Source organism: Micrococcus antarcticus (assembly GCF_044872765.1).
Lineage (GTDB): Bacteria > Actinomycetota > Actinomycetes > Actinomycetales > Micrococcaceae > Micrococcus.
In genome coordinates this window covers 1,112,488-1,125,438 of record NZ_CP085253.1, presented here as the reverse complement: position 1 = coordinate 1,125,438, position 12,951 = coordinate 1,112,488, and the positions used below count along the sequence as shown (strand labels likewise).

The window sequence follows — 12,951 nt, the reverse complement described above, 5'->3', positions numbered from 1 at the left end:
CGTCCCCGCGCGGCGAGGCCGGAGTCGCGTCCGGTGGCCGGGCGTCGTGGAGGGCCTCCGACGCCCGGCTATGGTGGGGGCATGGACCTCCTCATCACCCTCCTCGTCGTCCTGGCCGTCGTGGCCGCCGTCGTCTGGGGCCTGCGCACCTTCCGCCCCGAGATCGAGCGGGCCCGCCGCATCCGCCGTGCCGAGCGCGGGGGCGAGCTGCGTCGGTGAGCGCTCCCGGCCCGCGCACGCTGTTCCGCCTGGCCGCAGGCGCGGAGATGGTCACGTGGGCGCTGCTCCTCGCGGCCATGGCGCTCAAGTACAGCGGCACCACGGACGCCCTGATGGCGGCCGCCGGCGGCGTGCACGGGTTCGTCTTCCTCTGCTACGCCCTGATCACCGTGGCGGTGTGGATCGACGGCCGCTGGTCCGCGGGCCGGGGGCTGGCCGGCCTGGCCTCCTCCGTGGTGCCGTTCATGACGGTCCCCTTCGAGCGGTCCGCGGCCCGTCGCGGAGAGCCGGCGGAGTCCTGGCGCGCCCCGGCCCGTGCCGAGCACGAGCGCACCGCCCCTGAGCGCCTCGTCGTGGCCGTCCTGCGCCACCCGCTCGTCAGCGCCCTCGCCGCCGTCGTCCTCGTGGCCCTCGTCTTCACCCTGCTCCTGAACGCGGGACCGCCGACCGAGTGGGGCCGCTGAGGCCGTACGACGGGCCGCCCTGCGGCCGCGGGGGAGGGGCTCACCGGCCGATTGGCGCGGTGGGCCCTTCTCTGTCATACTGGATCAGTTGCTCAAGCGCCATTGTGCGGTCGTCGTGTGTCTCGCGGCGTCGCTCGGCCCAGACGCAGCGCATCCACTCCGACCGCGCCCTCAGGGCGCGTGCCTCCTCACCGAGGCGACACGCCCGAGTGCGTGGACCGGAGGCCGGCGGCGGCGAGGAACCCGGTGGAACCGGATTCGCCCCGCGCGGACGATGGACAAAAGGCGGCCCCCCGGGGTGCGCCGCACAGGGACAGGAACAGCACACCCGACGAGAGAGGCGTGACGCCATGGCGGGACAGAAGATCCGCATCCGGCTGAAGTCGTACGACCACGAGGTCATCGACGTCTCGGCCCGCAAGATCGTTGACACGGTCACGCGCGCAGGCGCGACGGTGGTGGGCCCCGTGCCCCTGCCGACAGAGAAGAACGTGTACTGCGTTATCCGTTCTCCCCACAAGTACAAGGACAGCCGCGAGCATTTCGAGATGCGCACCCACAAGCGGCTCATCGACATCATCGACCCGACCCCCAAGGCCGTCGACTCGCTCATGCGACTGGACCTGCCCGCGGACGTCAACATCGAGATCAAGCTCTGAGAGGGAGGTGCTGAGAGACTATGACCAACAACACCCAGAACGTGAAGGGCCTGCTGGGCACGAAGCTCGGCATGACCCAGGTCTGGGATGAGGAGAACAACCTCATCCCCGTGACCGTGGTCCAGGCTGACGCGAACGTCGTCACCCAGCTGCGCTCGGCCGAGACGGACGGCTACAGCGCCGTCCAGATCGCCTACGGCCAGATCGACCCCCGCCGCGTGACCAAGCCCCTGGCCGGTCACTTCGAGAAGGCCGGCGTCACGCCGCGCCGCCACCTCGTCGAGCTCCGCACCGCGGACGCCGCCGAGTACACGCTCGGCCAGGACGTGACCGTCGAGGTCTTCCAGGCCGGCCAGAAGGTCGACGTCGTCGGCACCACCAAGGGCAAGGGCTTCGCCGGCGCCATGAAGCGCCACGGCTTCTCCGGCGTGGGCGCCTCGCACGGTGCGCACAAGAACCACCGCAAGCCCGGCTCCGTGGGCGGCGCGTCCACCCCCGGTCGCGTGTTCAAGGGCCAGCGCATGCCCGGTCGCATGGGTGCCGTCCGCCAGACCACCATGAACCTGACGCTCCACGGCATCGACGTGGAGAACAACCTCCTGCTGATCAAGGGCGCCGTGCCCGGCTCCAAGGGCCAGGTCGTTCTCGTCCGCAGCGCCGTGAAGGGAGCCTGAGACCATGGCTGAGAACTCCGTGAAGACCGTCCAGGTCGAGCTGCCCGCCGAGATCTTCGACGTGCAGGCCAACGTCCCGCTGATGCACCAGGTCGTCGTGGCCCAGCTGGCCGCGGCCCGCCAGGGCACGCACAAGGTCAAGCGCCGCGGCGAGGTGTCCGGCGCCGGCCGCAAGCCGTTCAAGCAGAAGGGCACCGGTCGCGCCCGTCAGGGCTCCATCCGCGCCCCGCACATGACCGGCGGCGGCATCGTCCACGGCCCCACGCCGCGTGACTACTCGCAGCGCACCCCCAAGAAGATGAAGGCCGCCGCCCTCCGCGGCGCCCTGTCGGACCGCGCCCGCAACGGCCGCGTCCACGTCGTCGAGGCCCTCGTGTCCGGGACCACCCCGTCCACCAAGGCCGCCAAGGCGGGTCTCGAGTCGCTGAGCACCGGCCGGAAGAACATCCTGCTGGTGATCGACCGCGCCGACGACCTCACCGCCCTGTCCGCACGCAACCTGCCCGCGGTCCACACCCTCTACGCCGACCAGCTGAACACCTATGACGTGCTCGTCTCCGACGACGTCGTGTTCACCCAGGCGGCCTACGAGCAGTACGTGGCCCAGGCCTCCGGTGCCAAGAAGGAGGATGCCCAGTGAGCGGCTCCATCAACAAGGATCCCCGCGACGTGATCATCGCTCCCGTCGTGTCGGAGAAGAGCTACGGTCTGATCGACGAGGGCAAGTACACCTTCCTGGTCGACCCGCGCTCCAACAAGACCGAGATCAAGCAGGCGGTGGAGCGCATCTTCAACGTCGACGTCGCCTCGGTCAACACCCTGAACCGTCCCGGCAAGCGCCGCCGCACCCGCTTCGGGTGGGGTCAGCGCAAGTCGACCAAGCGAGCCATCATCTCGCTCAAGGACGGCGCGACCATCGACATCTTCGGAGGTCCGCTCGCCTCTTGAGGCGATGCGGAGACCACTTAATCGAGGAAGACACCCATGGCTATCCGTAAGTACAAGCCGACCACCCCGGGCCTTCGCGGCTCGTCCGTGGCCGACTTCGCAGAGATCACCCGGTCCACGCCGGAGAAGTCCCTTCTCCGCCCGCTGCACAAGACCGGCGGCCGCAACAACACGGGCCGCATCACGACCCGTCACAAGGGCGGCGGCCACAAGCGCCAGTACCGTCTGGTCGACTTCCGTCGCCACGACAAGGACGGCGTGCCCGCCACTGTCGCGCACATCGAGTACGACCCGAACCGCACCGCCCGCATCGCGCTCCTGCACTATGCGGACGGCGCCAAGCGCTACATCCTGGCCCCGGCCAAGCTGCAGCAGGGCGACACGGTGGAGGCCGGCCCGAACGCCGACATCAAGCCCGGCAACAACCTGCCGCTGCGCAACATCCCCGTGGGCACCACGATCCACGCGGTGGAGCTGCGTCCCGGCGGCGGTGCCAAGATGGCCCGCTCCGCCGGCGCCTCCGTGCAGCTCGTCGCCCGTGAGGGCAAGTACGCGCAGCTGCGCCTGCCCTCCGGCGAGATCCGCAACGTCGACGTCCGCTGCCGCGCGACGATCGGCGAGGTCGGCAATGCCGAGCAGTCGAACATCAACTGGGGCAAGGCCGGCCGCATGCGCTGGAAGGGCGTCCGCCCGACCGTCCGCGGCGTCGTCATGAACCCCGTCGACCACCCGCACGGCGGTGGCGAGGGCAAGACCTCCGGTGGTCGCCACCCGGTCAACCCCAACGGCAAGCCCGAGGGTCGCACCCGCCGCCCGAACAAGGAAAGCGACAAGCTCATCGTGCGTCGCCGCCGTACCGGCAAGAACAAGCGATAAGGGAGCTGAGAAGACATGCCTCGTAGCCTGAAGAAGGGCCCCTTCGTGGATCAGCACCTTTACCTCAAGGTTCTGGCCGAGAACGACAAGGGCAGCAAGAACGTCATCAAGACCTGGTCCCGCCGGTCGATGATCATCCCGGACATGCTGGGTCACACCATCGCCGTCCATGACGGCCGCAAGCACGTCCCGGTGTTCGTCACCGAGTCGATGGTGGGTCACAAGCTGGGCGAGTTCGCCCCCACCCGCACGTTCCGCGGCCACGTGAAGGACGACAAGAAGGGCAAGCGTCGCTGAGCCTCACGGCTCGCGGTGCTTGACCTTCGAGAGAAAGAGAGAAGCAATGGAAGCCAAGGCAATTGCGCGCCACCTGCGCGTGACGCCGATGAAGGCCCGGCGCGTCGTCGACCTGGTCCGTGGCAAGCAGGCCACCGAAGCGCTCGCCATCCTGAAGTTCGCCCAGCAGGGCGCTTCGGAGCCGGTGTTCAAGCTCGTGACCTCCGCGGTGGCGAACGCCCGAGTCAAGGCCGATCGCGAGGGCGTCGCCTTCAACGAGGACGCCCTGTACATCACGGAGGCCTTCGTGGACGAGGGCCCGACGATGAAGCGGTTCCAGCCCCGTGCTCAGGGCCGCGCGTTCCGCATCAACAAGCGCACCAGCCACGTCACCGTGGTGGTCGCATCCAAGGACGAGAAGGGTGGGAACTGACCAATGGGACAGAAGATCAACCCCAACGGGTTCCGCCTCGGCATCACCACCGACCACGTCTCGCACTGGTTCGCGGACTCCCACAAGGAGGGCCAGCGCTACGCTGACTTCCTCAAGGAGGACATCAAGATCCGCGAGCTGATGACCCACGGCATGGAGCGCGCCGGCATCTCCAAGGTGGAGATCGAGCGCACCCGTGACCGCGTGCGGGTGGACATCCACACCGCCCGCCCGGGCATCGTGATCGGTCGCCGCGGCGCAGAGGCCGACCGCATCCGCGGTGAGCTCGAGAAGCTCACCCGCAAGCAGATCCAGCTGAACATCCTCGAGGTCAAGAACCCCGAGACCGATGCGCAGCTCGTCGCCCAGGGCGTCGCGGAGCAGCTCGCCTCGCGCGTGGCCTTCCGCCGCGCGATGAAGAAGGCCATCCAGTCCGCCATGCGGGCCGGGGCCCAGGGCATCCGCATCCAGTGCGCCGGCCGTCTCGGCGGCGCCGAGATGAGCCGTTCGGAGTTCTACCGCGAGGGCCGCGTGCCGCTGCACACCCTCCGCGCGAACATCGACTTCGGCAAGTTCGAGGCGAAGACCACCTTCGGCCGCATCGGCGTGAAGGTCTGGATCTACAAGGGCGACCTGACCGCCAAGGAGCTCGCGGCCAAGGAGGCGGCCCAGCCGTCCGGCCGCGGCCGTGGCCGTGACGACCGTCGCGGCGGCGCCCCCGCCGGCGGCGAGCGCCGCCGTCGCAATGACCGTGCCGAGCGTGCTCCCCGCCAGGAGAACGCCGGCGCCGGCGCCGAGACCCCGGCCGCCGCTCCCGCTGAAGGAGGCAACGCCTGATGCTGATCCCCCGTCGCGTCAAGCACCGCAAGCAGCACCACCCCAAGCGTTCCGGCGCCGCCAAGGGCGGCACCACCGTGACGTTCGGCGAGTGGGGCATCCAGGCGCTCACGCCGGCCTATGTGACCAACCGTCAGATCGAGGCCGCCCGTATCGCCATGACCCGCTACATCAAGCGTGGCGGCAAGGTCTGGATCAACATCTACCCGGACCGCCCGCTGACCAAGAAGCCCGCCGAGACCCGCATGGGCTCCGGCAAGGGCTCCACGGAGTGGTGGGTCGCCAACGTCAAGCCCGGACGCGTGCTGTTCGAGCTCTCGGGCGTCTCCGAGGACGTGGCCCGCGAGGCGCTGCGTCTGGCCATCCACAAGCTGCCGCTGAAGGCCCGAATCATCCGTCGAGAGGGTGGTGAGTGATCCATGGCCATCGGTACCAAGGATCTGAACGTCGAGTCCCTGGACGGACAGGACAACGCGAGCCTGCTGGAGGCCCTCAAGGCCTCCAAGGAGGAGCTGTTCAACCTGCGCTTCCAGGCCGCCACGGGCCAGCTGGACAACGCCAGCCGGCTGAAGACCGTCAAGCGTGACATCGCGCGCATCTACACGATCCTGCGCGAGCGCGAGCTGGGCATCCGTGGCGATGTCCCCGCCGCGGCGCAGGCTGAGCCGAAGAACGAGGAGGCTGCCCAGTGACCGAGCAGACCGCTGCCAGCACCGAGGAGCGCGGCTACCGCAAGGCGCTCCGCGGCGTCGTCGTGTCCGACAAGATGGACAAGACCATCGTCGTCGAGGTCGAGGACCGCAAGAAGCACGCCCTGTACGGCAAGGTGCTCAAGTCGTCGAAGCGCGTGAAGGCGCACGACGAGGAGAACACCGCCGGCGTGGGCGACCGCGTCCGCATCGCCGAGACCCGCCCGCTGTCCGCCTCCAAGCGGTGGCGCCTGGTGGAGATCGTCGAGCGCGCCAAGTGATGCCCGCGGTCCGGTGAGTCCGGACCGCACCACAGAGCCGCCCCGTGCATCAGCACGGGGCGGCTCTGTGCTAGAGTGGAGTGTTCGTGCGCCCTTTGTTGGCAGGACCATCCATCCTGCGTGCCGAGGGTGTCGCACGCCGATCCCGGATCCGCCTCGGCCCTGCCCCGCGCATCGATCCGCGTCCATGAGCCCGCAGCTGTCTGAAAACGCTGTGCGGCCCGTGCCGCGGAGACGTCCGCCACGGGGGCAGGGGTAAGCGTCCCGGGATGACCGTTCAACCGTTCCGCAAGGCTCGCCCAACAGTGGGGGAGAACCGGCGCGACGCTAGGAGAGACAAGTGATCCAGCAGGAGTCGCGGCTCAAGGTCGCCGACAACACCGGTGCGAAGGAGATCCTGACCATCCGTGTTCTCGGTGGCTCAGGACGCCGCTACGCAGGAATCGGCGACACGATTGTCGCCACCGTCAAGGACGCCATCCCCGGCGGCAACGTCAAGAAGGGCGATGTCGTCAAGGCCGTGGTGGTGCGGACCCGCAAGGAGTCCCGCCGTCCCGACGGCTCGTACATCCGCTTCGATGAGAACGCGGCCGTGATCCTCAAGACCGACGGCGAGCCCCGTGGCACGCGCATCTTCGGTCCCGTGGGGCGCGAGCTGCGCGACAAGCGCTTCATGAAGATCGTGTCGCTCGCCCCGGAGGTGATCTGACCCTCATGGCCAAGATCAAGAAGGATGACCTCGTGCAGGTCATCGCAGGCAAGGACAAGGGCAAGCAGGGCAAGGTCCTGCGCGTCTTCCCCGCCGACGAGCGAGTGCTGGTGGAGGGCGTCAACCGCGTCACCAAGCACCTGCGCGCCGGCCAGAACAACAACGGCTCCACCGAGGGCGGCCTGCAGGTCGTCGAGGCCCCGATCCACATCTCGAACGTGGCCGTCGTGGACCCCGAGACCCAGAAGCCGACCCGTGTGGGCTACCGCTTCGAGACCGTCCAGAAGGGCGGCGAGGACGTCACCGTGAAGGTGCGCTTCGCCAAGTCCTCGGGGAAGGAGCTGTGATGACCGAGGTGCAGCAGACCGAGAAGGTCACCCCGCGTCTGAAGGCCAAGTACCGCGACGAGATCCGCGGCGGCCTCCAGGAGCAGTTCCAGTACGCGAACGTCATGCAGGTGCCGGGCCTCGTGAAGGTCGTCGTGAACATGGGTGTCGGCGAGGCCGCCAAGGACTCCAAGATCATCGACGGCGCCGTCACGGACCTCACCGCGATCACCGGCCAGAAGCCGATGGTCACCAAGGCCCGCAAGTCCATCGCGCAGTTCAAGCTGCGTGAGGGCATGCCGATCGGCACGCACGCCACCCTCCGTGGCGACCGCATGTGGGAGTTCCTGGACCGCCTCGTCACGCTCGCGCTCCCGCGCATCCGTGACTTCCGCGGCCTGTCCGACCGCCAGTTCGACGGCAACGGCAATTACACCTTCGGCCTGTCCGAGCAGACCGTGTTCCACGAGATCGATCAGGACAAGATCGACCGCGTGCGCGGCATGGACATCACCGTGGTGACCACCGCCAAGAACGACGACGAGGGCCGCGCGCTGCTGAAGGCGCTGGGCTTCCCGTTCAAGACCGACCAGTAAGACCTCCGCGCCACAGGTCCCCCACCGGTGAACCGGTGCGGGAAACCACGGCGAGAAAGGGCGGAAGCCCACATGACCATGACCGATCCCGTCGCAGACATGCTCACCCGTCTGCGCAACGCCAATTCGGCCTACCACGACACCGTGTCCATGCCGTCCTCCAAGCTGAAGACCCGCCTCGCGGAGATCCTCAAGGCAGAGGGCTACATCCAGGACTGGCGTGAAGAGGAAGCCGAGGTCGGCAAGAAGCTGACCATCGACCTGAAGTTCGGCCCGCAGCGTGAGCGCGCGATCGCCGGCCTGCGTCGTATCTCCAAGCCGGGCCTTCGCGTGTACGCGAAGTCCACCACCCTGCCCCACGTGCTGGGCGGCCTCGGCATCGCCATCCTGTCCACCTCCTCGGGTCTGCTCACGGACCGCCAGGCCGCCAAGAAGGGCGTGGGTGGGGAAGTCCTCGCCTACGTCTGGTGACGGGCGAGACGGAAGAAAGGCTGAACTGATATGTCGCGAATCGGACGTCTGCCGATCACCATCCCGAGCGGCGTCGATGTCACCATCGACGGCGCCCGCGTCTCCGTGAAGGGGCCCAAGGGCCAGCTGGAGCACACGCTGCCCACGCCCATCACGGCCACCCTCGAGGAGGGGCAGGTCATCGTGGCCCGTCCCGACGACGAGCGCGAGTCCCGCTCCCTCCACGGCCTGTCCCGCACCCTGATCAGCAACATGGTCGAGGGCGTGACCAACGGCTTCTCCAAGCAGCTCGAGGTCGTCGGCACCGGCTACCGCGTGCAGGCCAAGGGTCAGGACCTCGAGTTCGCCCTGGGCTACTCCCACCCCGTCCCGGTGAAGTGCCCCGAGGGCATCGCGTTCACCGTCGCGGGCAACACGGTGACCGTCGCCGGCATCGACAAGCAGAAGGTCGGCGAGACCGCCGCCAACATCCGCAAGCTGCGTCGCCCTGACCCGTACAAGGGCAAGGGCGTCCGCTATGCGGGCGAGCAGATCCGCCGCAAGGCCGGAAAGGCAGGTAAGTGATGTCTACTCTGAAGGTGAAGGGCAAGGGCAAGTTCAACGCCCGCACCCGCCGCCACCTCCGGGTGCGCAAGCGGATCTCCGGCACCACCGTCCGTCCCCGCCTCGTCGTCAATCGCTCCGCGCGCCACATGTTCGTGCAGATCGTGGACGACACGCAGAGCCGCACGCTCGCCTCTGCCTCCACCATGGAGGCCGACGTGCGCGCGCTCGAGGGCGACAAGACGGCCAAGGCCAAGCGCGTCGGCGAGCTCGTCGCCCAGCGTGCCCAGGCCGCCGGCATCGACGCCGTGGTCTTCGACCGCGGCGGCAACAAGTACCACGGGCGCGTTGCGGCCGTGGCCGACGGTGCGCGAGAGGGTGGGCTGAAGCTGTGAGCGAGAACAACAACGAGAAGGGCACCCAGGTGACCGAGACCACCGAGACCCCCGTGTCCGAGACCGCCTCGGGCTCGGCCAGCCACACCACCGAGCGTTCCGCCGGCGGCCGTGGCGGTCGCGACGGCGGTCGCGGCGGGCGTGACGGAGACCGTCGCGGTCGTCGTGACGACCGCAACGGTCGCGGCAACGACGAGGAGAAGGACGCGTTCCTCGAGCGCGTCGTCGCCATCAACCGCGTGTCCAAGGTCGTCAAGGGCGGCCGCCGCTTCTCCTTCACCGCCCTCGTGGTGGTGGGTGACGGCGACGGCACCGTCGGTGTGGGCTACGGCAAGGCGAAGGAGGTCCCCGCCGCGATCCAGAAGGCCGTGGAGGAGGCCAAGAAGTCCTTCTTCCGCGTGCCCCGCGTGGGCTCCACCATCCCGCACCTCGTGCAGGGTGAGGACGCCGCCGGCGTCGTGCTGCTGCGTCCGGCGTCCCCGGGTACCGGCGTGATCGCCGGCGGTCCGGTGCGTGCCGTGCTGGAGTGCGCCGGCATCCACGACGTGCTCTCCAAGTCCATGGGCTCCGTGAACGCCATCAACATCGTCCGCGGCACCGTGGACGCGCTGAAGCGCCTCGAGGAGCCCCAGGCCGTCGCGGCCCGCCGCGGCAAGTCCCTGGACGAGATCGCGCCCCACGCGATGCTGCGCACCATGGAGAACGACCGCGCCAAGAAGAGCGCGCAGAAGGCAGGTGTGTGAGCCGTGTCTGAGCCCACTCGCAAGAACGTCCAGCCCTCGGACGCCACTCTGGTGATCACCCAGACCCGTGGCGTGACGGGGACCAAGCAGAACCAGCGGGACACCCTCCGCTCGCTCGGCCTCAAGCGGATCGGCCACCAGGTCACCCGCAAGGCCGACGCGGCGACCGTGGGCATGGTCAACACCGTGCCGCACCTGGTGTCCGTGGAGGAGGTCAACCATGGCTGAGAACGACGCCATCAAGATCCACGACCTGCGTCCTGCCCCCGGAGCCAAGACCGCCAAGACCCGCGTGGGTCGAGGCGAGGGCTCCAAGGGCAAGACCGCCGGCCGTGGCACCAAGGGCACGAAGTCCCGCTACCAGGTCCGCGTGGGCTTCGAGGGCGGCCAGCTGCCCCTGCACATGCGCCTGCCGAAGCTTCGCGGCTTCAAGAACCCGTTCCGCACCGAGTACCAGGTGGTCAACCTGGACAAGCTCTCGGCGCACTTCCCGCAGGGCGGTGAGGTGTCCGTGGACGCCCTCGTCGCCGCGGGCCTCGTCCGCAAGAACCAGCCCGTGAAGGTGCTGGGGACCGGCGAGATCACCGTTCCGGTGCAGGTCACCGCGAACGCCTTCTCCGCCTCCGCGGTCGAGAAGATCGCGGCGGCCGGCGGCTCGACGCAGACCGTCTGATCCGCTGATCGACCACACGGGCCCCGGGCCCGGGGCCATCCGCCCCGGCCCGGGGCCTTCGTGCTCCGTGTAGACTCGCACGGTGGCCCGCCCGGTGCGGCGGGCCCTCGTGCGTCCCCCGCGTGGGGGAGCGCCGAACCCCCACCCCCCCCCCGCAGGAGGACATGTGTTCAAGGCCATCGCGCGGATCGCCCGGACGCCGGACCTGAGGCGGAAGATCTTCTTCACGCTCGGTCTCATCGCGGTCTACCGGCTCGGGGCCTTCGTGCCCTCCCCGGGTGTGGACTACGCGGCGGTGCAGACCTGCCTGGCCTCCGGCAGCACCACCGGGGGCCTCTACTCGTTCGTGAACATGTTCTCGGGCGGGGCGCTGCTCCAGGTCTCGGTCTTCGCGCTGGGGATCATGCCGTACATCACGGCCTCCATCATCGTCCAGCTGCTGCGCGTGGTGATCCCGCGCTTCGAGCAGCTCCACCAGGAGGGGCCGCAGGGCCAGGCCACCCTGACGCAGTACACCCGGTACCTCACCATCGCGCTCGCCCTCCTCCAGGCCACCACCATGACGTCGCTGGCCCGTTCCGGCGCGCTGCTCAACTGCAGCATCCCCCTCCTGCGGGACGACTCGCTGCTCACCGTCCTCCTCGTGGTGATCGTCCTGGCCACCGGCTGCGTCGTCGTGATGTGGCTGGGCGAGCGGATCACGGAGAACGGGGTCGGCAACGGCATCTCCCTGCTGATCTTCGCCTCGATCGCGGCGAGCTTCCCGTCCGGCATCGCGCAGGTGCTGCAGACCCAGGGGTGGCGCACGTTCGCCGTCGTGATGGTGGTCGGCCTCCTGACGATGCTGGCCATCGTGTTCGTGGAGGAGTCCCAGCGCCGGATCCCGGTGCAGTACGCGAAGCGGCAGATCGGCTCGCGCACCGTGGGCGGCTCGAGCACGTTCATCCCGATCAAGGTCAACATGGCCAACGTGATCCCGGTGATCTTCGCGTCTTCCGTGCTGATGCTCCCGGGCATCCTGATCCAGTTCAACACCCCGCAGGACGGCTCCGCACCGCCCGCATGGGTGGGCTTCCTCAGCACGTACTTCTCCGGGGGGGACCACCCCGTCTACATGGCGCTGTACCTGCTGCTGATCATCGGCTTCACCTACTTCTACGTCTCCATCACGTTCAACCCGCAGGAGATCTCGGACAACATGAAGCGGTACGGCGGCTTCATCCCGGGTGTGCGGGCGGGGCGCCCCACGGAGCGCTACCTCCAGTACGTCATCAGCCGGATCACGCTCCCCGGTGCCCTGTATCTGGGTATTGTGGCCATGATCCCGCTGATCGCCTTCGTGCTGATCGGCGCCAACCAGAACTTCCCGTTCGGCGGCACGTCCATCCTCATCATGGTGGGCGTGGGCCTCCAGACGGTGAAGCAGATCAACGCGCAGATGGAGCAGCGCCACTATGAGGGCCTGCTGCGCTGAGCGGCCGCCACGGACGTCCACCATCTCGAGAGTGAGGAACACACGATGACCCGCATGCTGATCATGGGCCCTCCCGGATCCGGTAAGGGCACCCAGGCCTCCCGGATCGCCGACAAGCTGGGGATCGTCCCCATCTCCACCGGCGACATCTTCCGCCACAACGTCAAGGCCATGACCCCGCTCGGCGTCGAGGCCAAGCGCTACATCGACAACGGCGACTTCGTGCCCGACGACGTCACCAACCGCATGGTGGCCGACCGCATCGCCCAGCCCGATGCCGAGCACGGCTTCCTCCTGGACGGATACCCCCGCACCGCGGGCCAGGTCGAGGCGCTCGACGCCATGCTGCGCGAGGCCGGCCAGGCCCTGTCCGCCGTCGTCGAGCTCGAGGTGCCGGACGCCGAGCTCGTGGAGCGTCTGCTCAAGCGCGCCGAGATCGAGGGCCGCGCCGACGACACCCAGGACGTCATCCAGCACCGCCTCGACCTCTACCACCGCGAGACGGAGGTCGTGATCGAGAACTACGTGGACCGCGGCATCGTGGCGCGCGTGGACGGCACGGGCCAGATCGACGACGTCACGGAACGCCTGCTCCAGGCCGTCTACTCGGTGCGCGCGGCGACCGGCACCCTGCCCGTCATCACCCCGCGGACCGAGGCCTGACC

24 protein-coding genes are annotated in these 12,951 nt (G+C 68.7%); all 24 read left to right on the top strand.

Features of this window, described 5'->3' with window-relative positions:
• Nucleotides 1–81 precede the first annotated feature (81 nt).
• Nucleotides 82–219, top strand: coding sequence for a hypothetical protein (locus LG274_RS05235; RefSeq protein WP_248116033.1), 138 nt, complete (start codon nucleotides 82–84; stop codon nucleotides 217–219).
• The gene (locus LG274_RS05230; RefSeq protein WP_248116031.1) at nucleotides 216–683 is read left to right on the top strand and encodes a DUF3817 domain-containing protein; all 468 of its coding nucleotides are present in this window, start codon (nucleotides 216–218) and stop codon (nucleotides 681–683) included. Before LG274_RS05235 ends, LG274_RS05230 begins: the two co-directional genes overlap by 4 nt.
• Nucleotides 684–1,033: 350 nt before the next feature.
• A complete protein-coding gene (rpsJ, locus tag LG274_RS05225) occupies nucleotides 1,034–1,342 on the top strand; it encodes a 30S ribosomal protein S10 (RefSeq protein WP_002857463.1) in 309 nt (102 codons plus the stop codon).
• Nucleotides 1,343–1,362: 20 nt separating this feature from the next.
• Entirely contained in the window at nucleotides 1,363–2,016 is a 654-nt protein-coding gene (rplC, locus tag LG274_RS05220; protein WP_248116029.1) for a 50S ribosomal protein L3, read from the top strand.
• A 4-nt stretch (nucleotides 2,017–2,020) separates the two neighbouring features.
• Nucleotides 2,021–2,656, top strand: a complete 636-nt coding sequence (gene rplD / locus LG274_RS05215) for a 50S ribosomal protein L4 (RefSeq protein WP_248116027.1) — start codon at nucleotides 2,021–2,023, stop codon at nucleotides 2,654–2,656.
• The gene (rplW, locus tag LG274_RS05210; RefSeq protein ID WP_248116025.1) at nucleotides 2,653–2,964 is read left to right on the top strand and encodes a 50S ribosomal protein L23; all 312 of its coding nucleotides are present in this window, start codon (nucleotides 2,653–2,655) and stop codon (nucleotides 2,962–2,964) included. The genes rplD and rplW overlap by 4 nt, the downstream gene beginning before the upstream one ends.
• 36 nt (nucleotides 2,965–3,000) lie before the next feature.
• Nucleotides 3,001–3,840 carry a 50S ribosomal protein L2 gene (gene rplB, locus LG274_RS05205; RefSeq protein ID WP_248116023.1) on the top strand — a complete coding sequence of 280 codons (840 nt, stop codon included), beginning with the start codon at nucleotides 3,001–3,003 and terminating at the stop codon, nucleotides 3,838–3,840.
• A gap of 15 nt (nucleotides 3,841–3,855) precedes the next feature.
• Nucleotides 3,856–4,137, top strand: a complete 282-nt coding sequence (rpsS, locus tag LG274_RS05200) for a 30S ribosomal protein S19 (protein WP_248116020.1) — start codon at nucleotides 3,856–3,858, stop codon at nucleotides 4,135–4,137.
• Between the two features lie 46 nt (nucleotides 4,138–4,183).
• Nucleotides 4,184–4,549: a 50S ribosomal protein L22 gene (rplV, locus tag LG274_RS05195; RefSeq protein ID WP_248116018.1), complete on the top strand. Its 366-nt coding sequence runs from the start codon at nucleotides 4,184–4,186 to the stop codon at nucleotides 4,547–4,549.
• 3 nt (nucleotides 4,550–4,552) lie between these two features.
• Nucleotides 4,553–5,386, top strand: a complete 834-nt coding sequence (rpsC, locus tag LG274_RS05190) for a 30S ribosomal protein S3 (RefSeq protein ID WP_248116016.1) — start codon at nucleotides 4,553–4,555, stop codon at nucleotides 5,384–5,386.
• Nucleotides 5,386–5,802 (top strand): 50S ribosomal protein L16, encoded by a 417-nt coding sequence (gene rplP, locus LG274_RS05185; RefSeq protein WP_248116014.1) that lies wholly within the window; start codon nucleotides 5,386–5,388, stop codon nucleotides 5,800–5,802. Before rpsC ends, rplP begins: the two co-directional genes overlap by 1 nt.
• A gap of 3 nt (nucleotides 5,803–5,805) precedes the next feature.
• Complete coding sequence (gene rpmC, locus LG274_RS05180; RefSeq protein ID WP_248116012.1) at nucleotides 5,806–6,078, top strand: 50S ribosomal protein L29; 273 nt, start codon at nucleotides 5,806–5,808, stop codon at nucleotides 6,076–6,078.
• Nucleotides 6,075–6,356, top strand: a complete 282-nt coding sequence (gene rpsQ / locus LG274_RS05175; RefSeq protein WP_298711718.1) for a 30S ribosomal protein S17 — start codon at nucleotides 6,075–6,077, stop codon at nucleotides 6,354–6,356. The genes rpmC and rpsQ overlap by 4 nt, the downstream gene beginning before the upstream one ends.
• 340 nt (nucleotides 6,357–6,696) lie before the next feature.
• Nucleotides 6,697–7,065, top strand: a complete 369-nt coding sequence (gene rplN / locus LG274_RS05170; RefSeq protein ID WP_248116010.1) for a 50S ribosomal protein L14 — start codon at nucleotides 6,697–6,699, stop codon at nucleotides 7,063–7,065.
• A gap of 5 nt (nucleotides 7,066–7,070) precedes the next feature.
• Entirely contained in the window at nucleotides 7,071–7,412 is a 342-nt protein-coding gene (rplX, locus tag LG274_RS05165; RefSeq protein ID WP_248116008.1) for a 50S ribosomal protein L24, read from the top strand.
• Nucleotides 7,412–7,987: a 50S ribosomal protein L5 gene (rplE, locus tag LG274_RS05160; RefSeq protein ID WP_248116006.1), complete on the top strand. Its 576-nt coding sequence runs from the start codon at nucleotides 7,412–7,414 to the stop codon at nucleotides 7,985–7,987. Before rplX ends, rplE begins: the two co-directional genes overlap by 1 nt.
• Before the next feature lie 72 nt (nucleotides 7,988–8,059).
• Nucleotides 8,060–8,458: a 30S ribosomal protein S8 gene (gene rpsH, locus LG274_RS05155; RefSeq protein ID WP_248116004.1), complete on the top strand. Its 399-nt coding sequence runs from the start codon at nucleotides 8,060–8,062 to the stop codon at nucleotides 8,456–8,458.
• 30 nt (nucleotides 8,459–8,488) lie between these two features.
• Nucleotides 8,489–9,022, top strand: a complete 534-nt coding sequence (gene rplF, locus LG274_RS05150; protein ID WP_248116002.1) for a 50S ribosomal protein L6 — start codon at nucleotides 8,489–8,491, stop codon at nucleotides 9,020–9,022.
• On the top strand, nucleotides 9,022–9,396 hold the full coding sequence (rplR, locus tag LG274_RS05145; RefSeq protein ID WP_248116000.1) for a 50S ribosomal protein L18: 375 nt from the start codon (nucleotides 9,022–9,024) through the stop codon (nucleotides 9,394–9,396). Before rplF ends, rplR begins: the two co-directional genes overlap by 1 nt.
• A complete protein-coding gene (gene rpsE, locus LG274_RS05140) occupies nucleotides 9,393–10,139 on the top strand; it encodes a 30S ribosomal protein S5 (RefSeq protein ID WP_248115998.1) in 747 nt (248 codons plus the stop codon). Before rplR ends, rpsE begins: the two co-directional genes overlap by 4 nt.
• Before the next feature lie 3 nt (nucleotides 10,140–10,142).
• Nucleotides 10,143–10,367, top strand: coding sequence for a 50S ribosomal protein L30 (gene rpmD / locus LG274_RS05135; RefSeq protein WP_248115996.1), 225 nt, complete (start codon nucleotides 10,143–10,145; stop codon nucleotides 10,365–10,367).
• Complete coding sequence (rplO, locus tag LG274_RS05130; protein ID WP_298987176.1) at nucleotides 10,360–10,812, top strand: 50S ribosomal protein L15; 453 nt, start codon at nucleotides 10,360–10,362, stop codon at nucleotides 10,810–10,812. Before rpmD ends, rplO begins: the two co-directional genes overlap by 8 nt.
• A gap of 166 nt (nucleotides 10,813–10,978) precedes the next feature.
• The gene (secY, locus tag LG274_RS05125) at nucleotides 10,979–12,286 is read left to right on the top strand and encodes a preprotein translocase subunit SecY (RefSeq protein WP_248115992.1); all 1,308 of its coding nucleotides are present in this window, start codon (nucleotides 10,979–10,981) and stop codon (nucleotides 12,284–12,286) included.
• Between the two features lie 45 nt (nucleotides 12,287–12,331).
• Complete coding sequence (locus tag LG274_RS05120; RefSeq protein ID WP_248115988.1) at nucleotides 12,332–12,949, top strand: adenylate kinase; 618 nt, start codon at nucleotides 12,332–12,334, stop codon at nucleotides 12,947–12,949.
• Nucleotides 12,950–12,951 lie beyond the last annotated feature (2 nt).

Bases quoted from the DNA above. Each gene is read 5' to 3' on its own strand.
- LG274_RS05120 (WP_248115988.1), top strand. From the start codon at position 12,332: ATGACCCGCATGCTGATCATGGGCCCTCCCGGATCCGGTAAGGGCACC.
- LG274_RS05235 (WP_248116033.1), top strand. From the start codon at position 82: ATGGACCTCCTCATCACCCTCCTCGTCGTCCTGGCCGTCGTGGCCGCC.
- rplF (WP_248116002.1), top strand. From the start codon at position 8,489: ATGTCGCGAATCGGACGTCTGCCGATCACCATCCCGAGCGGCGTCGAT.
- rplD (WP_248116027.1), top strand. From the start codon at position 2,021: ATGGCTGAGAACTCCGTGAAGACCGTCCAGGTCGAGCTGCCCGCCGAG.
- rplB (WP_248116023.1), top strand. From the start codon at position 3,001: ATGGCTATCCGTAAGTACAAGCCGACCACCCCGGGCCTTCGCGGCTCG.
- rplC (WP_248116029.1), top strand. From the start codon at position 1,363: ATGACCAACAACACCCAGAACGTGAAGGGCCTGCTGGGCACGAAGCTC.
- rpsS (WP_248116020.1), top strand. From the start codon at position 3,856: ATGCCTCGTAGCCTGAAGAAGGGCCCCTTCGTGGATCAGCACCTTTAC.
- rpsJ (WP_002857463.1), top strand. From the start codon at position 1,034: ATGGCGGGACAGAAGATCCGCATCCGGCTGAAGTCGTACGACCACGAG.
- rpsH (WP_248116004.1), top strand. From the start codon at position 8,060: ATGACCATGACCGATCCCGTCGCAGACATGCTCACCCGTCTGCGCAAC.
- rplE (WP_248116006.1), top strand. From the start codon at position 7,412: ATGACCGAGGTGCAGCAGACCGAGAAGGTCACCCCGCGTCTGAAGGCC.
- rplV (WP_248116018.1), top strand. From the start codon at position 4,184: ATGGAAGCCAAGGCAATTGCGCGCCACCTGCGCGTGACGCCGATGAAG.
- rpsC (WP_248116016.1), top strand. From the start codon at position 4,553: ATGGGACAGAAGATCAACCCCAACGGGTTCCGCCTCGGCATCACCACC.
- rpmC (WP_248116012.1), top strand. From the start codon at position 5,806: ATGGCCATCGGTACCAAGGATCTGAACGTCGAGTCCCTGGACGGACAG.
- rplR (WP_248116000.1), top strand. From the start codon at position 9,022: ATGTCTACTCTGAAGGTGAAGGGCAAGGGCAAGTTCAACGCCCGCACC.
- rplX (WP_248116008.1), top strand. From the start codon at position 7,071: ATGGCCAAGATCAAGAAGGATGACCTCGTGCAGGTCATCGCAGGCAAG.
- rplO (WP_298987176.1), top strand. From the start codon at position 10,360: ATGGCTGAGAACGACGCCATCAAGATCCACGACCTGCGTCCTGCCCCC.
- rplP (WP_248116014.1), top strand. From the start codon at position 5,386: ATGCTGATCCCCCGTCGCGTCAAGCACCGCAAGCAGCACCACCCCAAG.